This window comes from Neotamlana nanhaiensis, assembly GCF_000943555.1.
GTDB lineage: Bacteria > Bacteroidota > Bacteroidia > Flavobacteriales > Flavobacteriaceae > Neotamlana > Neotamlana nanhaiensis.
This window is the reverse complement of sequence record NZ_JTDV01000013.1, coordinates 90,149-108,504: the sequence shown is the minus strand read 5'-3', so window position 1 is coordinate 108,504 and position 18,356 is coordinate 90,149. Positions and strand designations below refer to the sequence as shown.

Below are 18,356 nucleotides of genomic sequence, written 5' to 3'. Positions count from 1 at the left end.
AATAGCGCTAACTAATACTTATGAAATGAAATTATTTTAATTTCTTTTTGGCTTTTGCCGTTTTCTCTTCCAGAGATTTTATTTTCTTATCCCATTTTGCCTCATCAACAGGCGATAATTTACCGCGCTCTTGAAGCTTTAAGCGTTTTTCTTTAGCCTTGGTTAAATTACTTTTTGCCTTATCGAAACTCGCTTGCGCTTTTTGTTTCTTAGCTAATTCCTTTTCGGCTTTTTTACGTTTTTTTTCGGCTGCTTTTTCCTTTTTCTCTAACTTTTTAGCTTCTTTTTCAACCTTTTCGGCTTGTTTTGCTAATTCTGCTTCTTTTTGCTGCTGAATTGCTTTTTTAATTTCAGCTTTATTTTCTAAAGTTAAGGTTTCGGTTACATCGGTTCCATCTTTAAAAATGCGCTCGCCTTTTATTTCAAAATTTTCATCATTAATCTTTACTTTTTGCGCACCTACAGCTAAACTTAAGCTAAAACACAGGGCTAACATTACATATTTTATCATTTTATTTTGTTTTATTGTTTACGTTAAGACACGCCGCTTTTATAAAAGTTACTTCTTTAACAAAAATTTATATGCCTAACACTGCTAAAAGTTTCGACTTATACGTTCTACCAATAGGAATTTTTTGCTGGCTAACATAAACGATGTTTCCAGAAATTTTATCGACAAATTTACGGTTTATTATGAAGCTTTTATGCACTTGCAAAAACTGATTTTCGGGTAATTTTTCCACCCAATTTTTTAATGAATCGATGTACGATAATTTCTGACTTTCTGTAACCACCGTAATATAATTGCGCTGCGATTCGATGTATAAAATAGATTTTACAGTAATTTTATGAAGGGTTTTATCAACGTTTAAAAAAAAGTATTCGTTGTTTAAACTGGGTAAATCTTCATTTGGTTGCAATCGCGTTTCGGCTTTGTTTACAGCTTTTAAAAACCGATTGAATGAAAATGGTTTTACTAAATAATCGACAATAGTATCGAGCTCAAAACTCGAAACTGCAAATTCTGGATAAGCCGTTGTTATGATAATTTCTGGCGGATTTTTAATGGTTTTTATAAAATCTAAACCCGGCATATCGGGTAAATTAATATCGAGAAAAACCACATCGACTTGGTTAGTGTTTAAAAACGCATTAGCTTCAATAGCAGCTTTAAATACACCCTTAATTTCTACATTTGGTAATTTTTTAATGTAGTTTTTTATAATGTTTTGTGCAGGTATTTCATCTTCAATTATAATGCAATTCATTGTAAGTTAATTAGCAGTATTACTTTAAACCTTTCCTTTTTTTCAACCTTTAATTGGTAGTTGTTTTTATATTGTAAGCCTAAACGTTTTTCTAAGTTTTTTAAACCAATATTTTGTTGGGCTGTACTTCCTTTTAAAACATCAAAATCGTTTTCGCAGGTTAATTTTAGCTGGCCATTTTCAACCTTAATATCAATAGAAATAACACTATTTAAAACACTATGTTTAAAAGCATTTTCAATTATGGTAATAAGTAATAAAGGCGCAATGCGGTGGTTATAAGCATCTATTTTTTGGGTATAATTTATAGTTTTTACACCTTCGGTACGAAGTTTTTGAAATTGAATATAATTATCGATAAACACCATCTCTTTTTCCAAAGCCACAACATTTTCGTTGCTTTCGTATAACACATGTTTTAAGTTGTTTGATAGCATTAAAATAAGCTCGGGTGTTTCGTCTGGTTTTTCTAAAGCGTACGAATAAATCGTGTTTAAGTTATTGAAGAGTACATGCGGATTAATTTGCGATTTCAAGAATTTTAATTCCATTTCGGAGTGCTCCTTTTTCACCTTTTCTACTTCCTGCTGTTCATCAATAAAACGATATAGCATCCAAACAAACGAAAAGAAAATTAAAGGCACCAAAGTTTGCCATAAATAATCGCTTAAACATTTATACAAACTGCACCCACATTGGGCAAAAGCATAACAATACAGCTGAGTTGCAAAAAAAGAAATGGCAGCAAAAACAAAAATATAAAAGACGTACAGCTTTTTTTTAACAAAAAACGGTAGTAATAAAAAATGGTTTAAATATACAATTACCACCAACAAAACTAAGTATTGCAAAAATGGGTTTTCCCGCCAATAATAATTGGAAAATAAAAATAACGACACAAACACAAAAAGCATCCAAAAAAGTATATGAACAAGTATTTGCGACATATGTTTTTTAATGATAACCATACTTTAAAAATAGGTAGAAATACAAAAGCATCAAAAAATAGTGTACAAACAGCATTTTTAATTAAACCAACGTAAATTATTTGCACGTTATACCATTAACCTTGATGTTAAAACCCTTAAAATTACCATGTGTACATTTTTATTGAAAAACACCATTTAAGTAATTAGTTTTGAGCAACATCAAACAAAAAGATTATGAAACGAACAGTTACTTTTATATTTTTAATTTGTCTTCAACTAAATTTTTCTCAAGATCTAAATCAGTTGATTATTACCGAAAAAGGAAAAGAAGTTTTACTAGGCGAAATTAACAAAACCGGATTAACGCAAAACAGTTTTGGCACTTGGTTTAACAAAAACTACAACGATTATGTAGCTAACAAATCCCTTATTAAAAAGCTAAAAGATAGCTTAAACACCTACCAAATTAAAGTATTTTTAGGTACTTGGTGCGGTGATAGCAAACGTGAAGTGCCTCGATTTTATAAAGTTTTAGAAGCTGCGAAATTTCCAGAAAACAACTTACAGGTTTTTGCCCTTAACAACACCGAAGATGCTTATAAACAAAGCCCAAACCATGAAGAAAAAGGTTTAAACATTCACCGAGTACCAACCTTTATTTTTTATAAAAATGGCAAAGAAGTAAACAGAATTGTTGAATTACCCGTTGAAACTTTTGAACGCGATATTTACAACATAACACTAGAAAACAAATATCGTTCTAATTACTTTGTTGCGAATTTTATGGATCAAATTTTACAAACAAAAAGCATAGACAGTTTAAAACTTGAAGCGCCAGTTTTAATACCTAGAATAGCTGAATTTGTTAAAGGCAGCAGAGAGCTTAACACTTATGGCTATTCGCTTTTACGATCGAACCAAACCGAAAAAGCACTATTTATATTCGAGCTTAACACAAAAATTTTTCCTTATAAATACAATGTATTCGACAGTTTAGGTGAAGCCTATTTTAAAACCGAAAATTACACCGAAGCCTTAAAAAATTATTACAAAGTATTGAGTTTAGTTCCCGATGATGAAAATGCCCTTAAAATGATAAATAAGATTAATTTAAAGCAAAACTAACCTAATGATATTCAATAATTTATAACTTTCGGTAAATAGAAATTATGTATCGACCAAACTTTATTAACTCTAGGTGAGCAAGTTAAACAATCTCCATTTTTTTTAACAAAAAGGAAGCATTCATATTTTGGCAAATGCCTTGCTTCAATTTATAATCGAAATACAATTCATCGTTTACTATTTCGGCATCAAAATAATAGTTTTTTATTTCTGGAAGTTCATTTTCCAATTCACACAAACTTAAATCGTGCGTCGCTATAATTCCTGTGGCATTGGTAGCTACTAGTTTTTCAACAAATTTACGCGAGCCAATAGCCTTATCGGTGCTGTTTGTTCCTTTTAAAATTTCATCAAGTATTATAAAATAGGGCTCTTTTTTAATAGTTTCAACAATGTATTTTAAGCGTGTTAATTCTGAAAAGAAATACGAACTATCATCGGTTAACGAATCGGTAGTTCGCATGCTTGTTATTAATTTTACAGGCGCATATTTACTAGATTTTGCGCAAACAGGCAAACCAACATTTGCCATAACAATATGTAACGAAACGGTTCGTAAAAAGGTACTTTTCCCTGCCATATTTGCTCCAGTAACAATAAAAAACTGTTCGTTATTTAAGCTTAAATCGCTATCTACACGTTTATTTTTATCGAGTAATGGGTGTCCCAAACCTTCAGCTTTTATAACAGCTTCCGATTTTACAATATCTGGAAACACAAACTCTGGGTGATTAAACACATAATTACCCAAACTATTGTAAGCATCAAAAAACGAAACCACCTCAAACCAATCTTCAACTTTAGTACCGTGTGTTTTAATCCATTGTTCAATTTTATAAGCGTTTTTTAAATCGTTTAAAAAGAACCCATTTCCAAAAATGGCACCAATTAAATTATTACGATTATCAAGCGCATCTAAAGCTTTTGAAAAACGTTTGAAAACTTCGGAAGCCTTTTGATTATTCGATTTAATTAATTGTTGTTTTTCCTGAAGTAATCTTGAAGTAAAAGATGCTTCTTCAATTAATTTGAGAAGAGTTGCATATTGCCTAAACGTATCTCTTATTTTATCAGTGTTACTTGCTAAAACATTAATTTTCTTTAAATAAACGCCCGTAATTCCTAAGCCAAAAACCAACCAATATCCAATAATACCTAAGCTAGATATTACTCCAGAAATAATTAACCCAAAAATTAATAATGATAAAACCGTGAACACCAGTGGTAACCATTTAGTAAAAACCGATGTAAAAGGTTTATAGTGTTTTAGCCAATTAATTATTTTAAGTGCGGGTGTTTCAACTTCTACTAAGCTTGAGGTTGCGCTGTACAACTGGCGCCATTTGGGTTGTTCGCTAAGTGCTTTTATGGCTTCCTGCCTGTCGCTAATGTTTGAAATATCATTTGCTTTTAAGGCATTGGCTAGTTTTTGCGCACCTTCGGCAATGGTTGTTCGGTTTATAAACTGAAAAAACGATCCGCGACCAAACAAATCAATATCTAAACTATAAACATGCGCAGGATCTTGAAACTGCTCGCCATTGTTTCGATTATAAAAATCGCCAGCTGCAATTTTAAGTTCATCATCATTTATAGCTTTCAAATTTTTATTTATGGCTTTTTGCGTTTTTAAATCGGTGTATTTTGAAAGTAAAAACCCAAACACAGCTAAACCAATAACCGCTATAATAACTGCCACTTGCCATTGCGAACGCATTGCATAAGCCCCAAAGCCAGTTAACACAAAAACCGAAAGTCGTAACAAACTAAACCAACGTAACTTGCTTGTAATTTGCTTGGTTTTATCGGCATAAATTTCGCTTTGCTTTTTATAATATTCTAGTGGATTTTGCATGAAAATAGTTGCTGTTTTTAAAAAAAAAGAGGTTGTTTTAGAAGTTAGAAAATCTGTTGTCCTGAACTTGTTTCAGGATCTCATTTAATCAGATTTACAGTAGTTTCAAGAATCTAAAACACGTTCAGATTAACACAACTAAAACTTCTAAAACAACCTATTATTCTAAATATTTAATACATTAATCGCGACCGCCAAATACTTGCATCGCCCAATATAATAACGAGGCTAAAGCACCAATAGCAGCTACTAAATAGGTTCTAGCGGCCCATTTTAAAGCATCTTCCGATCCTTTGTATTCTTCTGGTGTCACCATATTTTTATTTTTTAACCAAGCCAATGCACGATTACTAGCATCGTACTCAACAGGTAACGTAATAAAACTAAATAAGGTTGCTGCACCCATAAAAACAAGGCCTAAAACAGCCACTAAAAACCCTAAACTAGAACCCGATGCTGCTCCTAAAATAAGCCCACCAATAACCAACCATTGCGACATACCCGAAGTAACCGACACCACAGGCACTAAAGCCGAACGCATTTTTAAAGCACTATACGCTTGCGCATGTTGTACAGCATGTCCACATTCGTGAGCTGCTACGGCTGCCGCAGCGGCATTACGTTGGTTATAAACCGCCTGACTTAAATTTACAGTTTTATTCTTTGGGTTGTAATGGTCAGTTAAACGCCCAGGTGTAGAAATAACCTCAACATCATAAATACCATGATCTGTCAACATTTTTTCGGCAATTTCGGCACCACTCATTCCATTTCGTAATGGCGTTTTAGAGTATTTATCAAATTTTCGTTTTAGCGTATTGCTTACCAACCAACTTACTAAGGCAATCGCTCCTATTAATATATAATATCCTAACATCTTTTAATTTTTTAAAAATTGATATAATAAATATAGCAAAAATAAAGCCAAATTTTTGGTGTGAAAGTTTGTCAGTTTTAATTACTGTTTTTGGTATTTAAGTTTAAAATAAATAAGCATTATTGCAGACACAATAGTAATAGCATTAGCACAAATCATCGACGGACTTTCTTTGTAAACCCCATAAATTAACCACAAACAAATACCTACAAAAAACATTACCAACATGGGCAAAGACAAGCTCGATACATCTTTGGTTTTCCAAGTTTTGTATACCTGAGGCAAAAAGGCTGCTGTTGTTAAGCATGCTGCTATAAAACCAACAATTTCCATAAAAAATTAGTTATAATTTGGGCGTTACACCGCCCCGAAAAGTCGGTATCGGTGTCAGGCTTTACGCTTTATCTTTTTCTCATACTTCAAAAAAGGATGTCGCTTCAATCCCTAACGCGCTTACTAATTACCAAACAACTTATAGTTTACCCAACTATATTTACAATTTTACCAGGAACCACAATCACTTTTTTAGGTGTTCTGCCTGCCAATTGCTCTTGCGTTTTTTCGTGAGCCATAACGGTTTTTTCAATCTCGTCTTTACTCATATCCATAGGTAACTCGAGCGTAAAACGCATTTTACCATTAAACGAAATTGGGTAATTTTTGCTACTTTCTACCAAATGACTTTCATCGAATACTGGAAACGCTGCAGTAGAAATAGATGCACTATTTCCTAACTGACTCCATAATTCTTCGGCAATATGCGGCGCATAAGGTGAAATTAAAACCAATAAGGGTTCTAAAATAGCTTTGCTTGTACACTTTTGCTGCGTTAATTCGTTAACAGCAATCATAAAGGTAGACACCGATGTATTGAATGAAAAGTTCTCGATATCTTCTTGTACCTTTTTAATGGTTTTGTGTAGCGTTTTAAGGTTGTCTTTTGTTGGTTCTGCATCGGTAACTTTTAATCCGTTATCGTCTGCATAAAGTTTCCAAAGTTTTTTTAAGAAATTGTGCACACCTGTAATACCCGCAGAATTCCATGGTTTGTACTGTTCTAAAGGCCCTAAAAACATTTCGTAAAGACGTAAACTATCGGCACCATAATCGGCAACAATATCATCAGGGTTTACAACGTTGTATTTCGATTTCGACATTTTTTCAACATCGCGACCTACTTTATAAACACCATCTTCTAAAACAAATTCGGCATCTTTAAATTCAGCACGCCAATTTTTAAACGCTTCAACATCTAATTCATCAGAGGAATTTATAAAAGACACATCGGCATGAATTGGTTGAACCTTTTCTCCTTCAATCAATCCTTTTGACAAGAACTTATTTTCACCTTCAACACGATAAACAAAAGCACTCGTCCCCAAAATCATTCCTTGGTTAATCAGTTTTTTCGCAAACTCATCAACTGGCACAAAACCTTTATCGAATAAAAACTTTTGCCAAAAACGTGCGTATAATAAGTGACCTGTTGCGTGCTCGCTTCCGCCAATGTATAAATCGACATCTTTCCAATAATTTAAGGCTTCTTTGCTTGCAAAGGCTTCGGTGTTGCCTGCATCCATGTAGCGGTTAAAATACCACGAACTTCCTGCCCACCCTGGCATGGTGTTAAGCTCTAAAGAAAACACAGTTGTATTGTTTATTTTGTCGTTCGCTACAACCGCATTGGTTTCTGTACACCAAGCCCAAACATTGGCATTTCCTAATGGCGGCTCGCCAGTTTCGGTTGGCAAATACTTTTCTACTTCTGGTAATTGAATTGGTAAATGCGCTTCATCAATCATGCGTGGCATACCATCAACATAATACACCGGGAAAGGTTCGCCCCAATAACGCTGACGACTAAATACGGCATCGCGCAGGCGGTAATTGGTTTTTCCTTGTCCTTGACCAATTTGCTCTAGTTCGAAAATAGCACGTTTGGTAGCTTTTTTATAGTTTAATCCGTTAAGGAAATCGCTGTTCGCAATAACGGTTTTGTCTTTATCGGCAAAGGCTTCTTCGCTAATATCGACGCCTTCAAAAATATTTGGAATTGCAATGTTGAAATGCTTTGCAAAATCGTAATCACGCTGATCGCCACATGGCACTGCCATAACAGCTCCTGTGCCATAACCGGCAAGTACGTAATCGCCAATCCAGATTGGAATAGGAGCTTTGGTAAACGGATGCTCTGCATAAGCCCCTGTAAACACACCCGAAATGGTTTTAACATCGGCCATACGTTCGCGCTCGCTACGTTTTGCAGTAGCTTCAATATAGGCTTCAACCTCGGCTTTTTGCTCTGGGGTTGTAATTTGTAATACTAAATCGTGTTCTGGCGCCAAGGTCATGAAACTTACGCCAAAAATGGTGTCGGGGCGGGTGGTGAATACAGAAATTCTGGATTCTGAATTCTGAATTCTGAATTCTACTTGCGCTCCAACAGATTTACCTATCCAGTTACGCTGACTTTCTTTAAGCGAATCGGTCCAATCAATCGTTTCTAGTCCTTGAAGTAAGCGCTCTGCATAAGCCGAAATACGCATGCTCCATTGTGTCATTTTCTTGCGCACTACTGGATGTCCGCCACGTTCTGAAACGCCATTTACAATCTCATCATTAGCTAAAACCGTTCCTAAAGCAGGACACCAGTTTACTTCGGTTTCGGCTAAATATGTTAATCTGTATTGTAATAAAATGCTTTGTTTTTTAATATCATCAAAAGCATTCCACTCTTCAGCAGTAAAAATTTCAACATCGTCATCACAAACGGCGTTAACATTAGCATTTCCTTCGTTTTCGAAAATGATCATTAAATCAATAATATCTTCAGCTGCATTAGCATCAATATTATACCACGACCCGAAAAGCTGAATGAAAATCCACTGCGTCCATTTGTAATATTCTGGATTACTGGTGCGCACTTCCCTGCTCCAATCGAACGAAAAACCAATTTGATCTAACTGACGACGGTAGGTTTTTATATTCGCTTCGGTAGTAATTGCAGGATGCTGCCCAGTTTGAATCGCATATTGTTCTGCTGGTAACCCAAACGAATCGTAACCTTGCGGATGCAATACATTAAACCCTTGATGGCGTTTGTAGCGCGCATAAATATCGGATGCGATATAACCTAGCGGATGCCCAACATGTAAGCCTGCACCACTTGGGTAAGGAAACATATCTAACACATAATACTTTGGTTTTTCGCTGTTATTTTCTGCTTTAAACGTTTGGTTTTCTGCCCAATATTTTTGCCACTTGGCTTCAATGTCGTTGAAATTGTATTTCATCCTTGATTATAAATTATATTGTCATTACAAAGAATGCAAACCTTAAATTATTTATTAAAATTTAAACAGATTTGCACGCATAACTAAGAATGACAAATTTGAAAGCGCAAATTTACGTTTTATAACCAAAAACAGCCAATTAATAGACAGACATTTAATTAACGAATTTTTAATGGCGTAAAAATAACCTGTTACAAAAGCAATTTGTAATTTCGCCACCTAAACACAAGTCCATTTGATAACTAAAACAACCCAAGCGCATTTAGCACTTATTGGTGCAAACGCTATTTACGGTGCGAATTATATTATTGCAAAAGGCATTATGCCCGAAAAAATTACGCCTCCAGCTTTTGTTTTTATTCGTTTAGCTGGTTGTACCATATTATTTTGGCTTGTAAAACTACTTTTTATAAACGAGCGCGTTGAAAAAAAGGATTTTATTAGATTGCTACTATGTGGTTTATTTGGTGGTGCTTTAAACCAAATGTTATTTTTTCATGGTATTAATTTAACCTCTCCTATTGATGCCTCAATTATACAAACTGCAACACCTGTTTTGGTACTCATTTTTAGCTTTTTAATTTTAAAAGAAAAAATTACCATGAATAAAGTTTTAGGTATTACTATTGCTGGTATTGGCGCGGTAGTACTTATTCTATATGGAAATAAAGCTCAAGGTACGAGCTCGTTTTTAGGTAATTTATTCATCTTTTTTAATGCTTGTAGCTATGGGTTGTACTTAGTAATTGCAAGAACCCTAATGCAGAAATACCATGCAGTTACCGTGGCAAGTTGGATATTTTTATTTGGTTTTATTTTAGCATCTCCGTTTAACTACCACGATTTTATAAACACCAATTTTAGTGCATTTACCACACATACTTACCTTACCATTGGGTATGTAGTATTGTTCACCACATTTTTTGCTTACTTATTTAATATTTTTGCCTTAAAACACTTAGCACCCTCTATTACCAGTAGTTATATTTATTTACAACCCGTTGTTAGTTTTATTTTGGTAAGTATTTTAGCCTATATTTTTATGCAAAGTGAATACGCTAAAGATATTAATATGATTAAAATTTTTAGTTGCATACTTGTAGCCGCTGGTGTCTATATTGTGAGTCGTACTAAAAAAGGAAAAATAAGATAAAACAATTTAACATAGACATCGTTTTGTTTTAAAAGCTATGTTTTACAACTATTGTGTTGTTTAGTTTTTTATTTTTACACGATTAATTTGTTCATTTTATGAGTTCACCGTTCGAGAAACACCAAAAACGCCGTTTAATTTCATCTTACTTTTCGGTAGTATTAAGTATTGCCTTAGTATTATTTTTAGTAGGATTATTGGGTTTGTTGGTATTGAATGCTAAAAAAGTATCCGATCATTTTAAAGAGCAAGTTGTTATTACTATTTATTTAAAAGACAACGCTAAAGAAGTCGAAACCAAACAACTTGAAAAAAGTTTGGCAATGGCCGATTATGTTAAAAGCACCGAATACGTCTCGAAAGAACAAGCCGCCGAATTTATGAAAGCACAAAACGGTGAAGATTTCATGGATTTTGTGGGCTACAACCCGTTGCAAAACTCTATAGATGTGCATTTAAAAGCCGATTTTGTAACTACGGAACATCTTGAAAAAATTTCGACTGAAGCTTTAACCAAAAATTTTGTAGACGAAGTAAGCTACGACAACGATTTGGTTAACCTTATGAATGATAACGTAAAGAAAATAAGCTTTTGGGTACTTTTAGTGAGTGGTATTTTTACAGTAATTGCCGTTTTACTTATAAACAGTTCTATTAGATTATCGGTTTACTCCAAACGTTTTACTATAAAAACCATGCAAATGGTAGGCGCTACAAAACAATTTATTCGTCGTCCTTTTGTTTGGAAAAGTATTCGTTTGGGCATGATTGGCGCGGTTTTAGCCTTAATTGGTATGGCAATAGTTTTATACTACCTAAACCAAACCTTTGCCGAACTAAACCTATTAAGCAATCCTATTTTAATTGGGCTTTTATTTATATTTATTTTTGCTTTGGGTGTTGTAATTACCTGGATAAGTACACATTTTGCAACCCAACGCTTCTTAAACTTAAAAACCGACCAGCTATACTACTAACTAATAATTGCTTTTATTTGTATAAAATTTAAAACTATGGGAGAACAAAAACGAAAAGAAAGCGCAAAACCAGCCTTTGTTTTTGGCAAAAAAAACTACAAATTCATGTTTATAGGTTTAGCCATCATTGCACTCGGTTTTATTTTAATGTCGGGTGGTGGTAGCGACGATCCTAATGTTTTTAATCCAGAAATTTTTAGCTGGAGACGTATTCGTTTAGCGCCCATGCTAGTACTTTTAGGTTTTGGTATTGAAGTATATGCTATTCTTTTAAATCCCGAGAAAAACTCATGAATATTATTGATGCTATTATCCTAGGGATTATTCAAGGTTTAACCGAATTTTTACCGGTTTCATCAAGTGGTCATTTAGAGTTAGGAAAAGCTATTCTTGGTGATAATTCGGTACCAGAAGAAAGTTTACTTTTTACGGTAGTATTACATTTTGCTACAGCTTTAAGTACCATAGTTATTTTTAGAAAAGATATTTTAAGCTTAATAAAAGGCGCATTACAATTTAAATGGAACGAAGATTTACAATTTATCTTTAAAATTGGTATTTCTATGATTCCTGCCGTTGTTGTTGGATTGTTTTTTGAAGAACAATTAGAAGCCTTATTTAGCGGCAATATTTTACTTGTAGGTTGCATGCTTATTGTAACAGCTGTACTTTTATATTTTGCTGATAAAGCTAAAGACACAAACAAAAAAGTATCGTTTGCGAACGCGTTTGTAATTGGCGTATCGCAAGCTATTGCTATGTTACCAGGCATTTCTCGTTCTGGAGCAACCATTTCAACCTCGGTGTTATTGGGTAACGATAAAACTAAAGCCGCACGCTTTTCATTTTTAATGGTGGTACCTCTAATTTTTGGTAAAATTGCTAAAGATGTTTTAAGTGGTGATATATCAATGGAAAGTCAGAATTTCACCGCACTATCTATCGGCTTTGTTGCAGCATTCGTTGCTGGATTATTCGCCTGTACTTGGATGATTGCCTTAGTTAAAAAAAGTAAATTATCTTACTTTGCTATGTATTGCGCCATAGTAGGCATCATCGCTATTGCCGTAGCTTTAATGAATTAATATGCTAACTAAAGACGATTACCTTTCCGGACAAGTTCTTCTTATCGATAAGCCCTTAAATTGGACCTCTTTTCAAGCGGTTAACAAACTACGTTGGGAAATACGGCAAGCCTTCAACATAAAAAAAATAAAAGTTGGTCACGCTGGCACGCTCGATCCTTTAGCTACAGGACTTTTAATTATCTGTACAGGAAAAAAAACGAAAGAAATAAACACCTTTCAAGCGCAAGTAAAGGAATACACAGGCACCATTGTTTTGGGCAGTACCACGCCATCGTTCGATTTAGAAACCGAAATAAACGAAACATTTCCAACAGACCATATTACTGAAGATTTAATACACAAAACAACCAAACAATTTATTGGTGATATCGAACAATTTCCTCCCGTATTTTCGGCAGTAAAAAAAGACGGTAAACGCCTTTACGAATTTGCTAGAGCAGGCGAAACGGTTGAAATTAAACCACGAACCATTCATATTTCGGAGTTTGAAATTACGTCAATTAACAACTTAGAACTTAATTTTAGAGTAGTTTGTAGCAAAGGCACTTACATTCGTTCTTTAGCTAACGATTTTGGTAAAGCGTTACAATCTGGTGGACATTTATCGGCTTTACGTCGTACAAAAATTGGCGATTTTAATGTTGAAAATGCTGTAAGTATTGAAGGTTTTATTAGCCAGCTTAACAACAATTAACATCTATATATCAATATTTTACGTATATTTCAGCAAACCCATTTATTACAATTCTTAAGATTTGAACCTAACAAATCAACATAAAGCCCTAATAATCACATTAGTATGTTCTGGTATTGTACTTGCCTTAGCCTTTAATTTAGGTTTAGAACAACATGAAATTTTCTTAAACGAGAGCTATTACGAAATTGAACCCGAAAAAAAACGTACGCCAGAAGAAGAAAAAATTCAAAAAAATTTAGACAAACTTAGTAAAGCCCGTACTAATAGTGCCTCAAACGAAAACAAAAAAAACAAACATTTTGCACAGGCGTTTAAAACTATAGCACCACCTAAAGATTATGTTCCTAAATTTAGTGGTTACCAAGATGGTCCAAATACTTCAAAACACAGTTATAAGCATCAAAAAAATACCGAGTTAAACAAAGAAGAACTCGAAACATTTAGTAAAGTAAATGAACTTCTTAAAAAACAAAAATCGGGTGATGACAACTCGAAAAGCACCATAAGCTATTCCTTATTAAACAGAACAAAGGTACACATTCCTATTCCTATTTATTTATGTGAAGAAGATGGTAAAATTGTTATAAACATTACCGTAAACGATAAAGGTAACGTGGTTGACACTTACGTAAACAGCTCGTCAAATTCGGCCAACGAGTGCTTAAAAGAACGCGCTTTAGAATACGCAAAACAATCTGTTTTTAGCACAGACGCCAATAAAAAATCGCAAATAGGAACGATTACGTTCAATTTTATTGGGAAATAACCAGACTTAATTGGTTTAAAATTTCGGTAATATCTGCAACAATATTTTGCCCTTTATTTTTGTTATACCAGTGTTGTAAATCTTCTTTAAATTCAGGTGTTAATGCGCCGTATTTACTTTTAAAACGATTTACCAAATTAGTTGCCTCACTTGGTCTTGGTCCATAAGTATTAACCACTTTTCCAGTTTCATTATCAATCATAATTACTTTCGGAATTGAGCGCCCGCCATTAGTTAAAAAAGCATCCATCAACTCTATATTTTCATCACGTAGCACAAATTTTAAGTCGATATTATCATTTAATTCGGCTATTTTATTAATTACAGGCAACACATGGGCAGCATCACCGCACCAACTTTCGGTAATAACTAACCAAGTCATAGGTTTATTAAACTTTTGTATATCTGCTTTAATTGCTTCTGTAACTTTAACGGTTTTATCCCAACGCTTCATACGGCGCTCGTTAAGTTTAGTGTAATTTATTAAAGCTTCGGTTTGTTCGATTCCGGTGGTCTTGTGGTTTTCAGCCAAATGTTTCATTAAGGCTTTGTAATTGGAATAATTAATTGCCTTTTTTAAACTTTCTTTAATAAATAATTCCATAACATTTTTAAATTTTAAACAAAATACCAAGGCAAATTTAGGGCTTCAATATTTTAATTAGGATGATATTTGTCATACTTTTACCTTAAACCTTACAACTAAATTATGGCAACAAAACACCGATGCGGTTGGTGCGAAGGCGACGCGCTTTACGAAGCTTACCACGACCAAGAATGGGGCGTTCCTGTTTACGATGATGCAACCATTTTTGAGTTTTTAATTTTAGAAACTTTTCAAGCTGGTTTAAGCTGGATTACAGTGCTACGAAAACGCGAAAACTTTAAAGCGGCTTTCGATAATTTTGATTACAATAAAATTGCAAAATACCCTCAAGAAAAGTTAGATGAATTATTGCAAAACCCTGGCATTATACGCAATAAATTAAAGGTAAAAGCAACTGTAACCAATGCACAAGCCTTTTTAAAAATACAAGAAGAGTTTGGCTCGTTTAGTAAATACATTTGGGGATTTGTTGATGGAAAACCAATAAAAAATAAACTAAAAAATTATAAAGACGCTCCTGCAAATACGGCTATAAGTGATGCTTTAAGTAAAGATTTAAAAAAACGTGGATTTAAGTTTGTAGGATCGACGGTTGTTTATGCGCACATGCAAGCAACTGGTATGGTAAACGACCATGAAATTAATTGCTTTAGATACCATGAGGTTTAAACTCTTAGTACTTGTTTTTTGTATTAACTACTACTGTTTTTGCCAAACCAAAAACGAAAAGGAAACACGTATAAAAGCTGAAGCCTTTACCTGCATAAATAAATTAAAATGGTTACCCAATAATATAAAACGGTTGCGCTTTTACAAAGAAACCGATGGCGATAAACACAGCTTTGAAGCTAAATTTAAATACAGTAAAAACTTTTACAGTCTAGAATTTAACGATGATTGCGTTTTAGAAGATATTGAAGTGCTTGTAAAACAAAAAGCCATTGCACCCCAAGTGTGGACAGAAATAATGGCGTATTTTAAACAAAACTACCAGAAAACACATGTTATTAAAATTCAGAGGCAATTTGTAAATAACAACACAACTCATTTTATTAATGAGGTATTACAAAATGCCAAAACACTAGTTTGCAATTACGAAATTATTGCCGAAGTAAAAACCAAAACCGCCCAGTATATTTATGAGCTTACCTTTAACCCAAAAGGCATGTTTATTTCATCGCGGGTTTTAACACCAAATTCGTATGAATTCGCGTTGTATTAAACTTAAGCTGTCAATTTTATTTGGCTGTTGCTATATTATTGGGTTTTCTCAAAGTAATTTTGAAAGTTTAGGAGAATCTGCAGTGGCAGTAAATCATACGGTTTCAAACGCCTATAAGGTAAATTTCGCATTAAAATCGCGCTACTATTTATATAAAGAAAACACATTAACCTATACGCAACGGCAAATAGATGTCGTGCATTTTTCAACCTTAAAACTAAGACACAATAAAAGCTTAAGTTTAGGTTTACAATACCGTAACAGAACTATTTTTAACAATTTAGTTGGTAACGAAGTTCGGCTAACCCAGCAATTTAATAGTACTAAAACACCGCATAATATAAGATTTGGACATAGATTTAGAACCGAGCAACGCCTTTTAAAAAACCAAACTATTTATAGGCAGCGCTATCGGTTTGCTGTTGATTGTCCTTTAAATGGAGAAAAATTAGATATTGGTGAAACATATTTAGTATCCTCGACCGAGTTCTTGTTAAGCCTTAATAATAGCATGAAACCCGAATGGGACAATCGTATTACGTCGCAAATTGGTTGGCAAACTAGTAAAACTTTAAAACTACAAATAGGCGCCGAATATCGTTTTGAAGCATTTAATTTAAAAACTGAACATCGTTTATTTATTTTAACTTCAGCTATTGTAAAAATGTAAAGACCCAAACATTTAAATTAACACATTGGGGCTTTAAACAATTTACACTAAGTTTTATGCGAAATATTTCTTTTTTAACCAAAATGATACTTTAACCAATAGAATTAAAGCTGGAACCTCTACTAATGGCCCTATAACACCAGCAAAGGCTTGACCTGAATTTATCCCGAAAACAGCTATAGCAACGGCAATGGCCAACTCAAAATTATTACCCGCAGCTGTAAAAGCTACCGCTACTGTTTTACTATAATTAGTACCCATTGCTTTAGTAATGAAAAACCCAAACACAAACATAAGCGCGAAATAAATTAATAATGGTATGGCTATTAATATAACATCAAAAGGTATTTCTACAATTAGTTCGCCTTTAAGCGAAAACATAATTATTATGGTAAATAATAGAGCAATTAGCGTTAGTGGAGAAATAGTTGGTATAAACTTGTTGCTATACCAATCTTCCCCTTTAAGTTTTACCAAAATTAACCGACTTAATATGCCCAATAAAAAAGGAAGTCCTAAATAAATAGCAACACTTTCGGCAATTGTACCCATAGAAATATTCAGAATGGCACCTTCATATCCAAACAGTGGCGGTAATTTAGTAATAAACAACCACGCATAAAAACTATAAGCAAATACCTGAAATATACTATTTAAAGCGACTAAACCTGCACCGTATTCGGTACTTCCCTCTGCCAAATCGTTCCAAACTAAAACCATGGCAATACAACGTGCTAAACCAATTAAAATAAGTCCTACCATATATTCTGGATAATCCTTTAAAAAGGTAATAGCCAAAAAAAACATTAAAACAGGACCAATAACCCAATTTAATACTAATGAAATAGATAGAATTTTTGTATTTCGAAACACCTTAGGTAATAAAGCATAATTAACTTTAGCCAATGGGGGATACATCATTAAAATTAAACCAATGGCTATTGAGATGTTTGTATTTCCGCGATTAAACGAATTAACAAAGTTTGGAAACTCCGGAATAAAATAACCTAAACCAACACCAAATAGCATCGCGATAAAAATCCATAAGGTCAAATTTTTATCTAAAAAGCTTAATTTCTTCATAGCGGTAACAAATCAGTTATTTTAATATTGCAATATTACGATGTTAAAAGTTATTAACCAACAGAATTTTTATTTTTTGGAATAAGATTAATCTATAAAAACTTTAAAAATTGGTTTCTTGAAATATCTTCGGCACCTAAACTTTCTAAATGATTGGTGTACACTTGACAGTCGATAAGTTTATAATTTGTATTTTTAATAAAGGTGATAAAACCCACTTTACTGGCATTACTAACTGTTGTAAACATGCTTTCGCCACAAAAAACACCATTGTTTAAATCGACGCCATATAACCCGCCAACCAACGTATTATTTTGCCAAACTTCAACCGATTTGGCAAAACCTAATTCATGTAACTTCGTGTAGCTTTCTATCATGCTTTGTGTAATCCATGTACCGTCTTGCCCTTGCCGTTTTTGTACTGAACAAGCTGTTATAACTTCTATAAACGCTTTATTTACTGTAACTTTAAAATCACCATTTCGTAATACTTGTCGCATACTTTTAGAGATCTTCAGTTTTTCTGGAAATAATACAAAACGCGGATTTGGCGCCCACCACAAAATAGGTTCTTGGTCGTACCACGGAAAAATTCCCATTTTGTAGGCTAACAATAAACGCGACACACTTAAATCGCCACCAAAGGCTAATAAACCTTCACTGTTTGCTTCAGAGGGATCTGGAAACCATAATGCTTCTGTTAATTGATGCATGTTATAAAAATAAAAGAGGCTGTCTAAAAAGCC

General features: G+C 33.7%; 20 protein-coding genes. 10 read left to right on the top strand and 10 right to left on the bottom strand.

Annotated elements, in window-relative coordinates; translation table 11 throughout:
- Nucleotides 1-31 precede the first annotated feature (31 nt).
- The 3 genes from PK35_RS13380 to PK35_RS13370 all read right to left on the bottom strand — a co-directional run bounded on the left by PK35_RS13380 (nt 32) and on the right by PK35_RS13370 (nt 1,951).
- Nucleotides 32-511, bottom strand: coding sequence for a hypothetical protein (locus PK35_RS13380; RefSeq protein WP_052826001.1), 480 nt, complete (start codon nt 509-511; stop codon nt 32-34).
- A gap of 67 nt (nt 512-578) precedes the next feature.
- Entirely contained in the window at nt 579-1,268 is a 690-nt protein-coding gene (locus tag PK35_RS13375; protein WP_044627062.1) for a LytR/AlgR family response regulator transcription factor, read from the bottom strand.
- Nucleotides 1,265-1,951 (bottom strand): sensor histidine kinase, encoded by a 687-nt coding sequence (locus PK35_RS13370; RefSeq protein ID WP_238320919.1) that lies wholly within the window; start codon nt 1,949-1,951, stop codon nt 1,265-1,267. Before PK35_RS13370 ends, PK35_RS13375 begins: the two co-directional genes overlap by 4 nt.
- Nucleotides 1,952-2,431: 480 nt before the next feature.
- Here PK35_RS13370 and PK35_RS13365 point away from each other — a divergent pair, with 480 nt between their 5' ends.
- Nucleotides 2,432-3,322, top strand: a complete 891-nt coding sequence (locus PK35_RS13365) for a thioredoxin family protein (protein WP_044627060.1) — start codon at nt 2,432-2,434, stop codon at nt 3,320-3,322.
- Between the two features lie 82 nt (nt 3,323-3,404).
- Here PK35_RS13365 and PK35_RS13360 read toward each other — a convergent pair whose 3' ends face one another.
- From PK35_RS13360 to leuS, 4 genes are all read right to left on the bottom strand, one after another.
- A complete protein-coding gene (locus PK35_RS13360; RefSeq protein ID WP_044627059.1) occupies nt 3,405-5,177 on the bottom strand; it encodes a MutS-related protein in 1,773 nt (590 codons plus the stop codon).
- Nucleotides 5,178-5,358: 181 nt separating this feature from the next.
- Nucleotides 5,359-6,054: a zinc metallopeptidase gene (locus tag PK35_RS13355; protein ID WP_044627058.1), complete on the bottom strand. Its 696-nt coding sequence runs from the start codon at nt 6,052-6,054 to the stop codon at nt 5,359-5,361.
- An 81-nt stretch (nt 6,055-6,135) separates the two neighbouring features.
- Nucleotides 6,136-6,387, bottom strand: coding sequence for a SemiSWEET family sugar transporter (locus PK35_RS13350; RefSeq protein WP_044627057.1), 252 nt, complete (start codon nt 6,385-6,387; stop codon nt 6,136-6,138).
- A 146-nt stretch (nt 6,388-6,533) separates the two neighbouring features.
- Entirely contained in the window at nt 6,534-9,347 is a 2,814-nt protein-coding gene (leuS, locus tag PK35_RS13345; protein ID WP_044627056.1) for a leucine--tRNA ligase, read from the bottom strand.
- Nucleotides 9,348-9,582: 235 nt separating this feature from the next.
- On the opposite strand from leuS, the gene PK35_RS13340 reads away from it, so the two are divergent.
- The 6 genes from PK35_RS13340 (at nt 9,583) to PK35_RS13315 (ending at nt 14,028) form a co-directional block, all read left to right on the top strand.
- A complete protein-coding gene (locus tag PK35_RS13340; RefSeq protein WP_052825999.1) occupies nt 9,583-10,500 on the top strand; it encodes a DMT family transporter in 918 nt (305 codons plus the stop codon).
- Nucleotides 10,501-10,598: 98 nt separating this feature from the next.
- Nucleotides 10,599-11,477 carry a cell division protein FtsX gene (locus PK35_RS13335; RefSeq protein ID WP_044627055.1) on the top strand — a complete coding sequence of 293 codons (879 nt, stop codon included), beginning with the start codon at nt 10,599-10,601 and terminating at the stop codon, nt 11,475-11,477.
- 36 nt (nt 11,478-11,513) lie between these two features.
- Nucleotides 11,514-11,771: a DUF3098 domain-containing protein gene (locus tag PK35_RS13330; RefSeq protein ID WP_044627054.1), complete on the top strand. Its 258-nt coding sequence runs from the start codon at nt 11,514-11,516 to the stop codon at nt 11,769-11,771.
- The gene (locus PK35_RS13325; RefSeq protein WP_044627053.1) at nt 11,768-12,562 is read left to right on the top strand and encodes an undecaprenyl-diphosphate phosphatase; all 795 of its coding nucleotides are present in this window, start codon (nt 11,768-11,770) and stop codon (nt 12,560-12,562) included. Before PK35_RS13330 ends, PK35_RS13325 begins: the two co-directional genes overlap by 4 nt.
- 1 nt (nt 12,563) lies before the next feature.
- The gene (gene truB / locus PK35_RS13320) at nt 12,564-13,259 is read left to right on the top strand and encodes a tRNA pseudouridine(55) synthase TruB (protein ID WP_044627052.1); all 696 of its coding nucleotides are present in this window, start codon (nt 12,564-12,566) and stop codon (nt 13,257-13,259) included.
- 61 nt (nt 13,260-13,320) lie between these two features.
- A complete protein-coding gene (locus PK35_RS13315; RefSeq protein WP_238320918.1) occupies nt 13,321-14,028 on the top strand; it encodes a hypothetical protein in 708 nt (235 codons plus the stop codon).
- On the opposite strand, the gene PK35_RS13310 is transcribed toward PK35_RS13315, so the two are convergent.
- Entirely contained in the window at nt 14,015-14,632 is a 618-nt protein-coding gene (locus PK35_RS13310; protein WP_044627051.1) for a thioredoxin family protein, read from the bottom strand. The genes PK35_RS13315 and PK35_RS13310 overlap by 14 nt on opposite strands.
- A 105-nt stretch (nt 14,633-14,737) precedes the next feature.
- On the opposite strand from PK35_RS13310, the gene PK35_RS13305 reads away from it, so the two are divergent.
- From PK35_RS13305 to PK35_RS13295, 3 genes are read left to right on the top strand one after another with little or no spacing between them, the layout of a single operon-like run.
- Nucleotides 14,738-15,304 carry a DNA-3-methyladenine glycosylase I gene (locus PK35_RS13305; RefSeq protein ID WP_044627050.1) on the top strand — a complete coding sequence of 189 codons (567 nt, stop codon included), beginning with the start codon at nt 14,738-14,740 and terminating at the stop codon, nt 15,302-15,304.
- Nucleotides 15,270-15,857, top strand: a complete 588-nt coding sequence (locus tag PK35_RS13300) for a hypothetical protein (RefSeq protein ID WP_044627049.1) — start codon at nt 15,270-15,272, stop codon at nt 15,855-15,857. The genes PK35_RS13305 and PK35_RS13300 overlap by 35 nt, the downstream gene beginning before the upstream one ends.
- Complete coding sequence (locus tag PK35_RS13295; protein WP_044627048.1) at nt 15,838-16,527, top strand: DUF2490 domain-containing protein; 690 nt, start codon at nt 15,838-15,840, stop codon at nt 16,525-16,527. The genes PK35_RS13300 and PK35_RS13295 overlap by 20 nt, the downstream gene beginning before the upstream one ends.
- Nucleotides 16,528-16,581: 54 nt before the next feature.
- On the opposite strand, the gene arsB is transcribed toward PK35_RS13295, so the two are convergent.
- Together arsB and aat are read right to left on the bottom strand one after the other, a co-directional pair.
- Nucleotides 16,582-17,610 (bottom strand): ACR3 family arsenite efflux transporter, encoded by a 1,029-nt coding sequence (gene arsB / locus PK35_RS13290; RefSeq protein WP_044627047.1) that lies wholly within the window; start codon nt 17,608-17,610, stop codon nt 16,582-16,584.
- Between the two features lie 92 nt (nt 17,611-17,702).
- Nucleotides 17,703-18,323 (bottom strand): leucyl/phenylalanyl-tRNA--protein transferase, encoded by a 621-nt coding sequence (aat, locus tag PK35_RS13285; protein ID WP_044627046.1) that lies wholly within the window; start codon nt 18,321-18,323, stop codon nt 17,703-17,705.
- Between the last annotated feature and the right edge of the window lie 33 nt (nt 18,324-18,356).